General features: G+C 63.9%; 14 protein-coding genes. 2 read left to right on the top strand and 12 right to left on the bottom strand.

What is annotated here, in order from left to right; genetic code table 11:
* Positions 1-16: 16 nt before the first annotated feature.
* The 12 genes from VGG53_RS19115 to VGG53_RS19060 all read right to left on the bottom strand — a co-directional run bounded on the left by VGG53_RS19115 (position 17) and on the right by VGG53_RS19060 (position 13,965).
* A complete protein-coding gene (locus tag VGG53_RS19115) occupies positions 17-670 on the bottom strand; it encodes a hypothetical protein (RefSeq protein ID WP_331519657.1) in 654 nt (217 codons plus the stop codon).
* Between the two features lie 41 nt (positions 671-711).
* Complete coding sequence (locus tag VGG53_RS19110) at positions 712-1,314, bottom strand: hypothetical protein (RefSeq protein WP_331519656.1); 603 nt, start codon at positions 1,312-1,314, stop codon at positions 712-714.
* Positions 1,272-2,765, bottom strand: a complete 1,494-nt coding sequence (locus VGG53_RS19105) for an MlaD family protein (protein WP_331519655.1) — start codon at positions 2,763-2,765, stop codon at positions 1,272-1,274. The genes VGG53_RS19110 and VGG53_RS19105 overlap by 43 nt, the downstream gene beginning before the upstream one ends.
* Position 2,766: 1 nt before the next feature.
* On the bottom strand, positions 2,767-3,888 hold the full coding sequence (locus VGG53_RS19100; protein WP_331519653.1) for an MCE family protein: 1,122 nt from the start codon (positions 3,886-3,888) through the stop codon (positions 2,767-2,769).
* A complete protein-coding gene (locus VGG53_RS19095; RefSeq protein WP_331519652.1) occupies positions 3,885-5,309 on the bottom strand; it encodes an MCE family protein in 1,425 nt (474 codons plus the stop codon). Before VGG53_RS19095 ends, VGG53_RS19100 begins: the two co-directional genes overlap by 4 nt.
* A complete protein-coding gene (locus VGG53_RS19090) occupies positions 5,309-6,691 on the bottom strand; it encodes an MCE family protein (RefSeq protein WP_331519651.1) in 1,383 nt (460 codons plus the stop codon). Before VGG53_RS19090 ends, VGG53_RS19095 begins: the two co-directional genes overlap by 1 nt.
* Complete coding sequence (locus tag VGG53_RS19085; RefSeq protein WP_331519650.1) at positions 6,688-7,716, bottom strand: MCE family protein; 1,029 nt, start codon at positions 7,714-7,716, stop codon at positions 6,688-6,690. Before VGG53_RS19085 ends, VGG53_RS19090 begins: the two co-directional genes overlap by 4 nt.
* 34 nt (positions 7,717-7,750) lie before the next feature.
* Entirely contained in the window at positions 7,751-9,100 is a 1,350-nt protein-coding gene (locus VGG53_RS19080; RefSeq protein WP_331519649.1) for an MCE family protein, read from the bottom strand.
* Between the two features lie 4 nt (positions 9,101-9,104).
* Entirely contained in the window at positions 9,105-9,959 is an 855-nt protein-coding gene (locus tag VGG53_RS19075; protein ID WP_331519648.1) for an ABC transporter permease, read from the bottom strand.
* A gap of 22 nt (positions 9,960-9,981) precedes the next feature.
* Complete coding sequence (locus VGG53_RS19070; protein ID WP_414689004.1) at positions 9,982-10,737, bottom strand: MlaE family ABC transporter permease; 756 nt, start codon at positions 10,735-10,737, stop codon at positions 9,982-9,984.
* A gap of 434 nt (positions 10,738-11,171) precedes the next feature.
* Positions 11,172-13,055 (bottom strand): family 2A encapsulin nanocompartment cargo protein cysteine desulfurase, encoded by a 1,884-nt coding sequence (locus VGG53_RS19065; RefSeq protein WP_331519647.1) that lies wholly within the window; start codon positions 13,053-13,055, stop codon positions 11,172-11,174.
* Positions 13,042-13,965: a family 2A encapsulin nanocompartment shell protein gene (locus VGG53_RS19060; protein WP_331519646.1), complete on the bottom strand. Its 924-nt coding sequence runs from the start codon at positions 13,963-13,965 to the stop codon at positions 13,042-13,044. The genes VGG53_RS19065 and VGG53_RS19060 overlap by 14 nt, the downstream gene beginning before the upstream one ends.
* Before the next feature lie 375 nt (positions 13,966-14,340).
* Here VGG53_RS19060 and VGG53_RS19055 point away from each other — a divergent pair, with 375 nt between their 5' ends.
* Both VGG53_RS19055 and cysK read left to right on the top strand, forming a co-directional pair.
* Entirely contained in the window at positions 14,341-15,612 is a 1,272-nt protein-coding gene (locus tag VGG53_RS19055) for a TQXA domain-containing protein (protein ID WP_331519645.1), read from the top strand.
* Between the two features lie 25 nt (positions 15,613-15,637).
* On the top strand, positions 15,638-16,570 hold the full coding sequence (cysK, locus tag VGG53_RS19050) for a cysteine synthase A (protein ID WP_331519644.1): 933 nt from the start codon (positions 15,638-15,640) through the stop codon (positions 16,568-16,570).
* Positions 16,571-16,572 lie beyond the last annotated feature (2 nt).

Here is a 16,572-nt window from a genome sequence, read left to right as displayed (position 1 = left end):
CCTCACTTGTCCATCGCTACACCGGGTCGAACTGCGAAATCAGCCACCGGCCATCAACTTTGTCGAGCGTGACGCGCACGCTGGACGTGCTCTGAGAGGGCGCATCGTTGTCGATAGTGGTGGTCTGATCGACGAAAACCAAGACCACCGCGTGCTTTCCGGTCGCCGAAACCGAAGCTGCCGCAGGCACGGTGGCCACCGCCGAAATGTGCTGCTGCTTGGCACCCGGCGCAACCACATCATTGACGAGATGCAGGTATTGCTGGCGGAAGCCGCTGGTAAGCCGATCAGCGGCGGCCTTCAATTCCTGGTCCACGGTGTCCGGCTGGTACGACAACATCGCGACGGTGCTGTCACTGGCGGCTCGAACCGACTGCTCTGCGGCCACTCGAGATTCCCGCGCCGTCCCGTCGAGCCACTTCAGATAGCCGACCCCGAGAGCCAGAATCAACGCCAACGCGGGAAGTAGCACAACCAGGAGCCGACCCCAAGAGAACCGAGCGCCTTGCTTGGTCGGCACCTCGTCCGCGCCATCGTCTTCGGCGACGGTTTCCTCGACGTCGAGCAGATCTGCCTCGTCAGCCGCCTCTGCCGCGTCGACCAGATCATCGCGCTCAGCCAGGTCGTCGGGCGACGACTCGTCGGCGACTGAGTCGTTGTCACCGGACATCGCGGAGTCCTCCTCCTGCGTAGTTAACGCCGTTCGGCTGCTCACGGCACGAACTCGACATTCGACACCTTGGCGCTGTCCCCAGTCTTGTCGACGGTAAGACGCATCCGCCATCTGCGGGGCTCTTGGTCGACCGGGGCTGCGGCCATCGACGTCTTGACCGCCACCGCGACGAGTACTTGCGCCTGGTCTTTGGTGTAAGACAGCAGCCCCGCCTCGGCGACGGTGCCTTCGGTTTTCGACTGCACCTTCTTGACGACCTCGACGAATGGTTGCGACCGGTTCTGGAATTCATCGTGAAAAGCACCGGTCGCCGAGTCCAGAACCCGCTTGATGTCGGCATCGACCTCGGTGTAGTTGATCGTGGTGAGATTGATCGCGGTCTGCCGCGCGACTTGCACATAGAGGTTGCGCTGCGCCTGCACCTGGCGGTCCTGGTGCACGCGGTATCCCAGCCAGCCTGCTAAGCCGACCAAAGCCACGACGATGGCGACTCCGACGGAGATCTGTCTGGGAATGCCCGAAAACCATTGCCGTGCGGGCTTTTTTGTGTCCGGGTCGGCGACCTCGTCGCTGTCGTCGTCGACGAGCTCGGGGGCGTCTACGGATTCGGCTTTTTCGGCGGCACCATCATGCTCTGCCATGTCTTACCTTTCATGCCGGCGGCGAGGTCGGATTCGCTGTATTGACGGCCGTCCGGGCCGACATAGGTTCCGGTCGCGGGATCATAAGGGATGGCGACCGGCGGCCGTACCGTCGACTCAGCGGGCGGGTGCCAATGCTCCCCCGGTGAATACGGTGCGCCGCCCTTCGGGTATTGCGGCACAGTCTGGCCGCTCAACGTGGCGTTTGGATCGCCCTTCCAGAACAGGCCGTCGTTGAGCGGGAGGTACTGCTCGTCGCTTTCGCACATCTCGACCGTCGGGGCGCGCTTGCCCGGCTTCGTCTCGCAGGGATTGTTACGTACACCACGGACGTTCATGTCGGAATCCTGCGGAATGCGGCAATACAACTCACCGTTGGTGCGGTCGGGATAATCCTCCCGGACCGGGATGCGCTGCTGCTGCACCGGTAAGAATCCCGCGTTGCATGGCGGCGGCGAATTCAGGTTCAAGTTGAAGTCGAGATAGATGCCTTTGTAGTCCTGCTTGGCAACCCTGTCCGGCACGATGATCGACGACATCACCGCGGTGCCCTGCGGGAAGAGAACCAGCAGCTCCTCGAGATCGTTGCGGTAGGACAACGCGATGTTGCCCAAACTCACCAGGTTCGCCAGTAGCACCGGCAACGTGGGAGCCAGCCGGTCGAACAGGGCGGTGCCTTCGTCGAGCGCCGGGCCGGCCGTATTGAGCAGGTCGGCGAACGAATTGTCTTGTGCCTTGAGCTGACTGGTGATCGCGTTGACCCGCCGCGCCCACGTCGCGATCGAATCCGACGTCCGCACCTGCGAGCTGGCCACCGGCGGGAACTCGTCGATCAGCCGGGAGAACGTGTCGCTGGTCTTGCCGGCGTCGATCGCCAGCGCGGTGCCACCGTCGACAAGCCGGGACAGCTCCGGCCCCAAACCGGCAACGGCTTTGGATGCCTCCTCGACGACAGTGTGCAGATTTTCCTGCGGGATCGCCTTCAACGCTTTATTGGTCGTGTCGAGCAGCGACCCGATGTCGACGGGGATCTGCGTCTTGCCGACGGCGATGACATCACCGTCACGCAATTTCGGGCCGGTGCCGGAATGCGGTGTCAATTCAAGGAACTGCTCACCGATCGCCGAGCGGCTGTGCACCGCCGCTGTCACGTTGGCGGGAATCGCGATGCCGGATTTCAGGGAGAGAATTGCCCGTACCCCGCCTTGTGTGACATCGACCGATTTCACGCTGCCGACTTCGCTACCGCGATAGTTCACCACCGACGTCGGGTACAACCCGCCGGAGGCGGGCAGGTCGACGTTCACCGTGTATCTACCAACCCCAAGCAGCGCAGGCACTTTCACGAAGCCGAACGCCATCACGGCGATTGAAATCAACGTGACCAATGCCAAGATCGACAGCTGTGTCCAGATCCGGCGGGACAGGCGCAGCGAACTTGTACGCGCCATGCTAGTAACCCCCCCAGTGGTAGGGCACGATCAGTGGATTGACCGCGGTGTACGGGCTGGGCATCTGGCCGATGGTTCGGCCCCACTGCATCTCGAGTTCGGTGAGATTTCCTTCCCACTTCGACCCGGTGAAGAAACCGCTGTCCAGGCGGCTCAAGGTCAGGTCGACGACGAGCGAGATGTTGGCGAAGTCACCCCGAAACCAATTGGGGGCGGTGCTTTTCACCCACGGAAGGGTGGACAGGAAGTCCAGACCTCTGGTGAGGGCGGGCCCGGCGTTGGCCAGCTCGCGCAGCGCCGGCGCGAGGTTGCGGAAGTGGTCGACGAGCGATTTCTTGGTCTGATTGATCGTGGCGGCAGCGACGGCACTGAACTGGCCCACCTTGTCGATCGCATCGACCAGTGTCTTCCGGGTATCTGCAAGGACTCCCAGCGCCTGCGGGATCGTCGTGAGCGCCTTGTCGACCGTTTGATCTTTCTCCGCCACCTGGCCGACCAACGAGTTGAGACTGTCGATGGCCGTGATGATGTCGTCAGTCTGGGCTTTCGTCTCGGTGACGAAGATGTCCAGTTGGGTCAACAGGCTGCGCATCTCTTTTTCACGGCCGGTCAACGCCGTCGCGAAAGTTCGGGTGATCTCTTGAAGGTGACCCAGTCCGCCGCCGTTGAGCAGAATCGCCACCGACGCGAGGGTCTGCTCGGTGGTCGGGTACGTCGCTGCTCTGGACAGCGGAATCAGCGAGCCGTTCTTGAGCTCACCGGTCGGCGTCTCGTCGGTCGGCGGCGCCAGCTCGATGTGCATGGAGCCTAGCAGGCTGGTTTGGCCGACTTTGGCGGTGCTGTTCGCCGGCAGGTGAATATTGCCGTTGATCCGCATGGTCACCAGGGCATGCCAGTCCTGAACCTCGATCTTGGTGACGTTGCCGATGTTGACGTCGGCCACCCGCACCCGGGTGTTCGGCTGAATGACGACGACATCGGGCAGTTGAGCCTGAATGGTGTACGCGCCGTCGCCCTTGCCCTCGGTCCCCGGCAGCCTGAGCGTGTTGAGACCCCTCCAGCCGCAACCCGTCAGCAAGCACAAGCACGAGAGGGCAAGCGCCGCAGCAACTGTCCGCCTCATGGCGCACCCGCCGGGGGTGCCGGTGCGGCCGCGGGCACCATCAGGCCAGGTAGTCCCGCATTGGGGTCGGTCGAATGGACGGCGGTCGGCGCCGGCGGCACGGCGCCGCCCGGCAGCGCCTGCGGCGACGTCGGCGAGGGGCCGTTGCCACCGGCGGGCAGGTCGCCAGGCGATCCCGGCGGCGGTATGTGCGGGTTGAGTTTGTCCTCGCTGTAGGTGATCTCGTTGGGGCGCGCCGATGCTCCGACGAATGGGTTGAGGCCGATCGGCGGGAAGTTGTATTGGCGGTTCTTCATAATCGGCGACAAATACTGCTCGCAGAGTCGCGCCGACTGCTTCGCCCCAACACGCCCTGCTGATTCGATTGCACCGCAGAGAAATTGGACCGTATCGGCGAAGTTCACCGGCGCCAGGATGCCGGTCACCGCACTCTGCGCCGGTTGGTAGATGTTGAGGAAGTTCTGGAACACGTCCGGCGCGACGTGCAGGGTCTGCTTGATGTCCCGGCGGCTGTCGTTCAACGCCGTGGTGATGGCGTTGAGATGGTCGAAGGTGGTACCGATGGCCTCTCGGTTCTCGGCGACGAACGGGCGCAGATCGTTGACGGCGCCGTCTAATCCCTGGATAGCCTGGCCCCACTCGTTGGGAGTGTTAGTCATCACGGTGCTGATGCTGGCCAAATTCTTGTTGAACGAGGCCAGCAGATCACTGCTTGCGGTCAGCGCGGAGACAAACTTCTCCAGGTTGCGCACCGTGCTGAAAATGTCGGTGCTGTGGTCGCCGAGCGCTGAAACCGCCTGGGAAAGCTTGATGACGGTGTCCCGCGCGGTGTCACCCTCGCCACGCAGGTTCGCGGCCGAGCTGTTGACGAATTGCCCCAGCGGGCTGGTCCCGCCCTCGGTCGTGGGCTGCAGCGAATCGGTGAGCTTCTCCAACTGCTTGCGCAGGTCGTCCCACTCGACGGGCACCGCGGTCCGCTCTTCGGGAATGGTCGCGCCGTCAGCCAGTTTCGGGCCGCCGGAGTAGACCGGGACGAGCTGGATCGCACGCGCGGTGACCAGCGACGGCGACAGGATCGCCGCTTTGACGTCGGCGGGCAACGAATACTGCGAGTCGACGGTGAACGTCACCTTCGCCGCGTCGGGCTGCGGGTCGATCTTCTCGATCGTTCCGACGGCGACGCCGAGAATCCGGATTTCGTCGCCTGTGTAGACACCGTTGGTGTTCGGGAAGTATGCGATGTAGGTGTTCCGGGTCACCTGTTTCCACCACGGCGAAACCATCATGCTGATCCCGACAAGCAGAGTCAGCACCAGGCTGATCGCGGTCCCGACCCTTGTGACGCGTCGATGGTTCTGGATCCACCCGCGGACGTTGCCGAGCCGGCTGCGAACCGTCGCACTGACATTCGCGGATACCATCAGCGACCGCCATTCGCGGGTACTTCATTGGGCGCCGGCACGTACACCGGCGTTTGCTTGGGCGGCGGCTTGAGATCCGCCGGCGGGCCGGGCGGTGGCCCACCTGGCGGCGGCGCCGGCGGCGGCGGCCGGTACGGATAGCAGGCCGGGCCGGGTAGCGGCGTGCCGGCCGGACCGCATGACTGCTGGTCCGGGTTGCCGGTGATCGCATCCGGGATCGACCGTCGCGGCTCGCCGCCCTGTCCGGTGCGCGGATAGGGCAACGGCAGCAGCGGCAGGCCTGGCTGGCCGGTGCCCGGGTCGGTAAGTTGCGATGGCAGAAGCACGTTGGGATCGAGCCCCAGATCAGAGAACGCCGCGTCGGTGAACGGCTGTATCAATTGTCCCGGCGTCAGGTTCACCAGCGAGGCCTTGAAGAACGGCCCTGACCCGAGCACTTCGCCGAACGACATCGCGTACTTCGGAAGAAGATACAAGGTGCGCTGCAGTTCCTTCTTGCGGTCGTCCAAGACCGACAGCACACTGTTGAGCTTGTCCAGTGCGGGCTTGAGCTGCGTCCGATTGTCACCGATGACAGCAGAGATCTGCCGTGCCGCGGCCCCGACGTTGGTCATCAGCGCGTCGACTGAATTGCGTTGCATCAGAAGCTCGGCCAGCAACGCATTGGCGTTGATGACCAAGCTCGCGATCTGATCGCTGCGCTTGCCCAGCACGCCGACGACCTTGTTCGCATTCGCCAGCAGGCTGCGCAATTTCGCGTCGCGATTGTCCAGCGTGCTGGAGAACTGCGCAACGCCCTCCAATGCAACCTTCAGATCGGGCGGGGTGTCCTTGAAGGTATTTGCCAACGTGGTGAGCGCCGAAGACAGCTTTGCGGTGTCCAGAGCGCTGATAGTGCTGGTCAAGTCGCCCAACGCATCCGGCAGGTCGTAAGGCGCGCGGGTGCGCTCGAGTGGAATGGGACCTTCGAGCTTGCCTTCACCGCGCGGGGTGATCTCCAGCATCTTGTTGCCGAGCACGGTCTCCGTTTTGATCGACGCCTCGGTGCGATCGCCCAGGGCGACGTCGTCGTCAACGGTGAAGCTCACCTTGACCTTCGTCCCGTCCAGTTTGACGCTGGACACCCTGCCGACCGACAGTCCTGAAACTCGCACGTCGCTATCCGGTTTGATTCCGCCTGCCTCGGTGAAATACGCGGAATAGCCGGACTTGCCGGTCAGGAACGGGATCTTTTCGTAGGAGAAGACGGCAACGACCATGGCGAGGACGATGCCGATGCCGACCAGACCGACCGTGGTCCGGTTGCGGTCCGCGAGCGGTTTGATGTCGCGTGGCTTGAGCTTGTGTTTCAGCGCGCTGAAACGGCTTGTAATCGAGGTCATTTTTTCGGCAAGCACCGCCCGGTTACCTGGCTCACCAGCTTGACGAACGTCGGTTGTCCGTTTCTGCCGTTGAGCTTGATGATCACGTCACAGATGTAGAAGCCGAAGTAATCGCCGTAAAGACCGTTGCGCGACAACACCTGATACACGTCGGGAAGGGTTTTGACCAGATCATCGAAGTAGTCGTGATCGGACTCGACCTGCCCCGCGAAGCGGTCCGTTTGCACCACGGTTTCCCTGATCGGCTGGCGCGCCGTCGTCAACAGGTCGGCAACGGATCCCGTTGCGGCATTGATGTAGGCCACGTCCTTGGCGATATCGGTCTTGCGCTCGGACAGTGCGCCGACAAGTTGGGACAGCTTGTCCAGGCCGTCTGAGAACTGTTGGTCCCGTGTGCCGAAGGTGTGCAGCACGGTGTTCAGGTTGGTGATCACCTCTCCGATGAGCTTGTCGCGGTTGGCCAGCGTGGTAGTCAGCGCGGAAGTCTCGCCGAGAACCGACGAGATGGTGGCTCCCTCACCCTGGAACACCCTGAGCAGTTGGCCGGACAGCGCGTTGACCTGATCGGGATCCAACGCGCGGAACAGTGGCCGGAAACCACCGATGAGGGCATCGACGTCGAGAGCGGGAGAGGTACGGGCCAACGGAATCGTTGCTCCCGGCGGCAATCTCCTTGGCGGGCCGGGTCCATCCTCGAGAGCGAGATAGCGGTCGCCGATCAGGTTTTCGTAGCGCACCGACGCTTTGGTGCCTTCGGTGAGCCTCAGTCCCTTGTCGATGGCGAAGTCGATGTGGACAGTGCCGTCCTTTTGAAGCTTGAGGTCATTGACCTTGCCCACTTCTACACCGGCGATACGGACGAAGTTCCCGCCTTTGAGCCCGGAAACATTAGCGAACACCGCGCTGTAGGAAGTACGGGTGTCAAACCGGAACTGCCCGAAGACGGTAACCAGGATGAACACGAAAGCAAGGGAGACAACGGTGAACGCCACCACACGCGCGATGGCGCCGGCGTTGGTTCTCATTGCGGTTCCTTACTTTTCGCGAGGCTCAGGTGACTTAGGGCGATGGCGGTGCGGGCGGGACCGGCGGTGTGGCAGCGCCGGCGTAGTCAGGCGCACCGGACGGCGGTTGTCCGGGGTAGGCGGGCGCCAGGCCCGGCGCCGGACCGCCAGGGTAGCGGATCAGCGGTGGCTGGGGCGTGCCCTTGGTGACCGGGAAGTAGTTGACGTAGCCGGGGAAACCGATGCCGGGGTTCGGCCGGATATCCAGCCCGGTGCCGAATCCGGTGTCGGTAACCAGATACTTCACCGGGAAGTTCGCGCTCGCGTCAGGCAAGGAACCACAACTCGGCTTGCCTCCGGGCCCACCCTTGGCCTGCACGATGGGCAAGTTATCGGGATAGCGGTACGGGTCGTCGCCGAAAAGCAGTCCGCCGTCGATCATGAGGGACTTGCCGTTGCCCCCCATGGCAGCTCGACCGCCGTTCTCCAGGTACCACACGGCGCCCTGGAATGTGCAGGTGTAGGTCGGTGAATATTTGTTCAGCAGCTCGAAGGTCGGCGCCACCAGGTTGATTGCGCTGACCAGGTTCTGCTCATTTCGGCCGATGGTGTTGATTCCGGCGTTCGAGAAGCCGATTGCGTCCAGCAGCAGCTCGTTGAGCGCTTTTTTGTTCTTGGTGATCGTTACGCTGGTCGTCGAGAACGAATCAAGAGTCGACAAGATATCCTGCGCCGCAACCGAATAGGCCTCGACGGTTTTGCCGAACAGCTGCCAGTCCTTCCGGATGGTCGCTTGCTTCGGGTTCACTGCCAGCAGGGCCTTGTTGCCTTCGGTGATCGCCTCACCGATGCGCTCACCCTTGCCGCGGAAACCTTCGGCCAATGCCGACAGCACACCGTTCAGCTTCGCCGGGTCGATCGAGCGGACGATCGACTGCAAGTTTTCGAACACTGTGTTGACCTCAACGGTCACGTTGCGGCTATGCAGCACAGCGCCTTTGGCCAATTCGCGATGGCTGGCGCCTTCTGCAGGGACGACGAGGTCGACATACTTCGCTCCGAACGCGGTGCTGGACCTGATCTCCGCCTCGATATTGCTGGGCAGGTAGCGGAATTCGTTCGGATAGATTTTTAGCTTCAGCTTCGAAAGGTTCGCGCCGGCCGAATCAGCGTAGGACACGACTTTTGCCACTTCACCGATCTGGACGCCGCGCAGCTTCACCTTCGCGTCGTCCTCCATGACCAGACCGGCCCGATCGGAAATCACCGTGAGCGGAACGGTCGTCCGCAAAGTTCCCTCGAACGCCATCGCGGTCAGCGTGCTGACCGCCACGACCACCAGCACCAGTACCGGTGCCCACCAGATCGGATCAATTCCCCGGCGCCGCCGGTGCTCTTGGCTCATCCCGTCACCCCGACAAGTGGAAATTGCCGGACTGTCCGTACACCGACAGCGTGATGGTCAACAGAATGAAAACGCCTGCGGTGATCGAGGACCGCACCGCACGACCGACTGCCTCGCCGACACCGGCCGGACCGCCGGTCGCGGTGTAGCCGTAATAGGTGTGCACCGCCATCACCGCAGCGGCCATCGCGAGCGCCTCGGTGAACGACCACAACAGGTCGGTCGGGTGCAGGAACGACGAGAAGTAGTGGTCGTACACGCCCCGCGACTGCCCGTAGATGATCGTGGTACCGAAACGGGTGGCCAGGAACGACATCAGCACCGCGACGGTGTAGATCGGAATGACCGCGAGCACGCCCGCCACGATGCGGGTGGACGCCAGGTAGGTGATCGGCCGGATGGCCATCGACTCCAACGCGTCGATTTCCTCGTTTATCCGCATGGCCCCGAGTTGCGCGGTTGCGCCGGCGCCGATGGTGGCAGCCAGCGCCACGCCCGCTGTCGCCGGCGCGATGAAGCGGACATTGAGGAACGCTCCCAAAAACCCTGTGAGAGCCTCGATCCCGACGTTGGACAACGTGTTGTAGCCCTGCACGGCGATCAGCGCGCCGGTGGTCAGCGTCAGAAATCCGATGATGACCACCGTGCCGCCGATGACGGCGAGCGCCCCGGTACCCATTCCCAGGACGGCGATCAGCCGCAGCACCTCACCCGGATACCGTCGGACGGCGTCGACGGTGGAACCCAGTGCGTTGCCGTAGAACACCGTCTGCTCGCCCAGGCTGCGGATCGCCTCGACAACGCGACGCAGGACCTCGCGGCCGGGTATGTACCTCTCGTCTTCTTCGGCCGTCGTCATGAAACCCGCTCCCGCCGGCCGGTCATGGTGCCACCTTCACGCCGAACGCAGTGGCCAAGATGTTGATCAGGAACAAGGCCATGAAGGCGAACACCACGGTCTCGTTGACGGCGTTGCCCACCGCGATCGGTCCGCCGCCCACGGACAAGCCCTTGTAGCACGCGATCAGACCCGCCGAAAGCCCGAAAAGCATTGCCTTGACCAGTGATACGATCACCTGCGGCAGGCCGGTCAGCAGCGTCATGCCGAAGATGAACGCCCCCGGCGTGACGTGCTGCACGTAGACCACGAAGAAATAGCTGCCGGTGAGGCCCACCACGGCAACCGCTGAATACAGCAGCAGCGCAACGAATGTCGCGGCGATGACCCGGGGCACTACCAGTGCCTGAACGGGGTTGACGCCGATGACCTTCATCGCGTCGATCTCTTCACGAATCGTTCGGGCACCCAAGTCCGCGCACATTGCGGTGGCGCCGGCGCCGGAGACCACGATTGCGGTGACCACCGGCCCCACCTGGGTGACCGAGGCCAGCGCGGCCCCGGCGCCGGACAGGTCGCCGGCGCCCACTTCGATCAGCACGATATTCAGCGTGAAGACGATCAGGACGGTGTAGGGGATCGAGAGCACGAGCGTCGGAACAATGGACACCCGGGCCACGAACCAAATCTGCTCGATGAGCTCGCGCAACGCGAAGGGGCGACGGAAGGCGGCAGCGAACGTTTCGCCGGCCAGAACCACGAAATCGCCGATTCCACTCGCGGGCTTGGACCAGTCGATTCCCGCAATCGTCGGCCCTGCAGATCTACCTGGCACCGGCTATCCGCTCCACCGAAGGTCGGACCGGCGTGACGACGACCATGACCTTACAGCTGGGCTAGTTTGCTCATCGGACCCACCGCGTCGCACCGGACGGGTCGTCCAGCCGCTCGGATATTCTGCCTTGAACAGGACTGACTCCCCTGCGATTGTTGAGGTCACGGCGATGGCAGCGGCGTTCATCGAGTTTGCTCGCTCTGCCGTCTCACGATGCACGTCATCGCGCTCCTCTGCCTAAGGGGAAGTTTTGGAATCACCCTGCAATCTGTGGGTATGCGCGCGTGCAAGCGCGCGGCATCAATGCCGCTGCCCGCCTGCACACACAGACCACGTCGTAAATTTACGGATCGACAGCCCGCGGCGGGATAGTTCGAATCAGCTAGAAGAAATGTGAACTAGCCGACGTTGGTGCCACCTTCGGCGATCCGGCGCACCGCGTTGAGGAAGACGTCGATCTCCTCGAAGGTGTTGTACAAGGCGAACGACGGGCGCACCGTCGCCTCCAGCCCCAACCGCCGCAGCGCCGGTTGCGCGCAGTGATGGCCGGCGCGCACCGCGATACCTTCGGCGTTGAGCGCCTTGCCCACCTCGAGCGGATCGTGACCCGCCAGCACGAACGACAGCACGCTGGCCTTCTCCGTCGCGGTGCCCACCAGTCGCACTCCGGGGATGTCGGCCAACCGCGGCGTCGCATATTCCAGTAGCGCATGCTCGTAGGCGGCGATCCGGTCGATTCCCAGCCGCCGCACGTAGCGCAGCGCCTCGGTGAGTCCGACCGCGTCGGCGATGTTGCCGGTACCGGCTTCGAATTTGGTCGGCGGACCCTGATAGAGCGACCGTTCCAGGGTGACGTCGGCGATCATGTGACCGCCGCCCTGCCACGGCGGCGTCTCGGTCAGCGCCTCCTCGGTGCCGTAGAGCGCACCAATTCCGGTGGGGCCGTATATCTTATGGCCGGAGAACACGAAGAAGTCCGCACCGAGTTCGGCGACGTCGACCGGGATGTGCTGGACCGACTGGGCGCCGTCGATCAGTACCCGAGCTCCGTAACGGTGACCCAGCTCGACGATCTTGTCGACTGGGACCACGGTGCCCAACGCATTCGACACCTGGCTGGCCGCAACGAGTTTCGTCCTCGGGCCCAGCAGGTCTTCGAACTCGTTCAACAACAGGTTGCCTGCATCATCGATCGGAGCCACCTTGAGGATCGCACCGGTCTTCTGCGAAATCAGCTGCCAAGGAACGATATTGGCATGATGCTCCAAATGGGTGATGACGATCTCGTCGCCGGGCTGGAGATGCTTGCCGCCCCACGCGTGTGCCACCAGGTTGATGGCCTCGGTGGTGCCGCGAACGAACACGATGTTCTCAGAGCTTGGCGCGCCGATGAATTCGGCGACGGTATCGCGAGCCTCCTCGTAGGCGTCGGTCGCCCGCGCCGCCAACTCGTGCGCGGCACGGTGGATGTTGGAGTTCTCGTGGGAGTAGAACGTCACCAGCCGATCGATCACCACGTGCGGCTTTTGAGTGGTGGCCGCGTTGTCGAACCAGATCAGTGGCTTTCCGTGGATGACCTCTTTGAGGATCGGGAAATCCGCCCGCACCGCGGTGACGTCGAACACCTCGTGCTCATCCGGTAACACCGGCACCGGGTCGGCGGCGGTCAAGAAGTGATAATTGCTCTCGTCGCCGGCCGGCGTGTCCGGGTCGGTGTGCACGCCGTCGAACCAACCCAGCTCGGGAACCGACGGCGCATCTGCCGGCCACGCCGGCGCCGATCCGCGCGGAGCCACCGGGACAGTGGGCGTCGCTGCGGCCAGCACCCCGGGCAGCGTCGGGACGATCCCTTCGGTCGGCACTGCAAACGCACTGAGATCGGCCGGCGGCAGGTAGGGATCTGCGACACCCCCGGTAGTCGCCGCGGCTGACGGCGCTGCCGTCGCATCCGGCACGGTGCCCCGCGGGGCCACCGGCACCATCTGTGGCGGCGGCTCGGGTTCCGGGGATGTCGGAGCGGGCAGGTAGACGTCGGAAACACCGAGCAGCGGAACCGGCACCGGGTACTGATCCGCCGAGCCGGCAGCCGTCTGACCTGCCGAGGCGACTGCCGTGGTGTCCGGCGCGTTACCCCTGGGGGCAACCGGCGCGGATTGCGGCGGACTGTCGAAACTCGGCCGGATACTGGCCGCGTACAACTGGCTGGCCAGCGCGGAAAGCTCGGCAGCGCTGAGGGGCAAGTCGCTTTCGGCGTCTACCGCGCGGTGCTCACTTGTACTCATGGAATCGGTCCACAGCAACGCCATCGAGAACGGCGAGCGCGTCGTCGGTGAGCACGGCCAGCGAGGTGTACAGCGTCACCAGGTAACGGGCGATCGCCGATTCGTTGATGCCGGTGAACCGCACCGACAAACCCGGAGCCTGCTCGCCGACCAGGCCGGGCTGGAACAGCCCCACCACGCCCTGCCGCTCCTCACCGGTGCGTACCAGGATGAACTTGGTCTTGCTCTTCTCCACCGGCACCTTGTCCGACGGGATGATCGGGATGCCCCGCCAGGTGATGAACTGCGCGCCGAACAGGCTGACGACCACCGGCGGCACTCCACGACGGGTGGCTTCACGCCCGAATGCCGCGACACCGAGCGGGTGGGTCAGGAAGAAACTCGGCGTCTTCCACACCTTGGTGATCAGTGCGTCAAGGTCGTCGGGCGTGGGCGGACCGGCGAGCGTCTGAATTGTCTGCTCGGGCGTGGCCTGGGCCAGCAGACCGTACTCAGGGCTGTTGACCAGCTCGAACTCTTGGCGCTCCTTGATGGTCTCGATGGTCAGCCGCAGCTGCTGGGTGACCTGGTCGTGCGGGCTGGAGTAGAGGTCGGAAACCCGGGTGTGGATATCGAGCAGCGTGGCGATCGTTCGCAGCGTGTATTCGCGCGGGTTGGTCTCGTAGTCGACGTACGTCTCGGGCAGCGGCCCTTCGGAGCCCGCACCCTCTTCGGACTTGACCGCCACCTGCTCGGGGTTGACCACCCGGTTGACGCGGTAGATGCCCGCCTCCACCGGCACCCAGCTGAGCAGATGCAGCAGCCAGCGCGGCGTAATGGTGGAAAGCTGGGGAACAGTCTTGGTCGCATTAGCCAGCTGCCTGGCAGCAAGATCGCCAAGTGCCTGTGACTCGTTCTGAGCCGACGTCATCGTGGTCCTTCCGTCGTCGAGTGCTGATCGGTGCCGGGCCGCACAGGCCGACGCGCCGAAGGCTCCGCACCGAGCCGTGGCAAGTGTAAAACTCAGCCTGATTTTTTTCCCGCCGGAGTGCGGGAATCTTCGGACGAACGGCCCGCATCAGATCATGCCCTATAGTGGCGCTATGCAACACGCCGCACCGCCGCGCTTTGTCCCGTCGCGCTGCCTCGCCGTGCACTGTTGTTGCTGTTGTTGTCGTTGATTTCCGGACGCTCTCTGACGCTGTAGAAATCCTCGCGCTTCCCCGCATCGGGGTAATGATTCCCGCCTGCTTGGCGGAATCGAATTGCGCACCGCTCCAAAGTCTTTCGGGAAGACCAAGCAACGATGACAATCTTGTTTTCAGCCCGCCGTACGGCGGCACGGGTCGCGACCAAAAGCCGCGTCGCGGTCCGGCCGGCCATCGAACTGACACCGATGACCCGCTACCGCGGCGGCACTTATTCGCACACGGTGGACAAAATCGTTTTCACCGACGGGAACTGGGCACGCACCGACCTGATTCGGCTCAATCCCAACGTGCCCGCCTACTCGCTGGACTTCACCGGCGTCGCGCCACACCACCCGTCGCGCTATCTGCCCGGGACGTGGTCGGAGCTGCCTCACCTGCGGGCGTCGGGCACAGAAGCTGAGGTCGACTGGATCCTGCGAAACTCGTTCCCGCTGCTGCCCACTACTGAGCTGAGCCAACGGGTGCGCGCGGCCGGCTATTCGATCGGGCCATCCAACATCAGCGAACACGAGGCGATCGCCGCCACCCAGGCCGCGATCTGGTACCTGACCAACGGGCTGGCCTTAGACACCCGACCGCTCAACGTGCCGGTCGCCGTGCGCCGCGCACGTGGAGCGGTCACCACCTACGAATTCGACGGCGAACCTCAGCTGGGCGGCTACTCGGTGTGGACCGAGTCCGGCGCCGCCGCCGAGCTGAGACTGCAGAAATCCGTCAATGGCGTTGTATGGCAGGATGTTTCGGGATCGCTGCTGACCACCGGCAGCGACGCAGGCAGCTACCAACGCACGCTGGGTGAGGGCAGCACGCTATCGACCAGCAGCCACGGCCGCGGCGGGCGCGGCTATCGCTATTACCGGTTGATCACCACGTCAGAGACCGGTACGCCCAAAATCGGGCGGGTCAGTTTCTGGCTGACCGGCGCCCGGCACTATCGCAACACCGACAAGGTTGTGCACCTGTACAACTATCTGCTCAACGGGGCGCACACAGTTGGTGGCACAACGCGAGGCGACGCGATTGAGAACGCACTCGTCGATGTCGACGCCGTCGCCGATTCCGAGCTCATCGGACCCTTTCGGGTGGCAACCGCGCTGACGCTGACCGCATCGGACGGGCACGATCTCGTTGACGCCGACGGTTTTTCGATTGACACCGTTGAACCGGGGACCGATTTCTACCTCCGTCGCGCGCCCGGCACGTCGGCGGCGACACTGACCGCGAAAACTCCCGGCGATCTGCGCGGACGCGTGTTGACCGGGGTGGCGTTGGACGGGGCGGCACAACGGTTTACCCCCGTTGCGCTAGCCATCCCCACCGACACGGCCATAGAGTTCGACATAAGGTGGGAGGCCGACGAACTTTGATCGACGATCGTTGGAGCGAAGGTAAATGAGCATTGCCGAAGACGTCACACAACTGATCGGAAATACACCGCTGGTCCGGTTGAACCGAGTCACCGACGGCGCGGGCGCCGACGTTGTCGCCAAGCTGGAATCCTTCAACCCGGCCAACAGCGTGAAGGACCGCCTCGGGTTGGCCCTGATCGACGCGGCCGAAGAAGCGGGCCTGATCAACCCGGACACCATCATCCTCGAGCCGACGAGCGGAAACACCGGCATCGCGCTGGCGCAGGTGGCCGCGGCACGGGGCTACCGGCTCGTGTTGACCATGCCCGAGACGATGAGCGTCGAGCGGCGGAAGTTGCTGCTCGCCTACGGTGCCGAACTCATCCTGACCCCGGGTGCCGAGGGCATGCCCGGCGCAATCGCCAAAGCCGAGGAATTGGCCAAGACCGATCAGCGGTATTTCATCCCCCAACAGTTCGAAAACCCGGCGAACGCGGCCGTCCACCGCAAAACCACCGCGGAGGAGGTCTGGCGCGACACCGAGGGGAAGATCGACATTTTCGTGGCGGGTGTCGGCACCGGTGGCACCATTACCGGTGTCGCTGAGGTGATCAAGGAACGCAAGCCCTCGGTGCAGTTCGTGGCCGTGGAGCCGGCCGCGTCGCCGGTGCTGTCCGGCGGCAAGAAGGGACCGCACCCGATCCAGGGGATCGGCGCCGGGTTCATCCCGCCGGTGCTCGACCTGGATCTGGTCGACGAGATCATCACCGTCGGCAACGACGACGCGGTCAACCTGACTCGCCGGTTGGCCCGAGAAGAGGGCCTGCTGGTCGGCATCTCCTCGGGTGCGGCCACGGTGGCGGCGCTGCAAGTGGCCCGCCGGCCCGAGAACGCAGGCAAACTCGTGGTCGTCGTCCTGCCCGACTTCGGCGAGCGGTATCTGAGCACACCGCTATTCGGTGACGCGGCCGACTAGCC

Origin of the sequence: Mycobacterium sp., assembly GCF_036490025.1 — a bacterium.
Taxonomy (GTDB): Bacteria; Actinomycetota; Actinomycetes; order Mycobacteriales; family Mycobacteriaceae; genus Mycobacterium.
The sequence above is the reverse complement of the archived record's forward strand: the minus strand, read 5'-3'. Positions and strand labels throughout refer to the sequence as shown.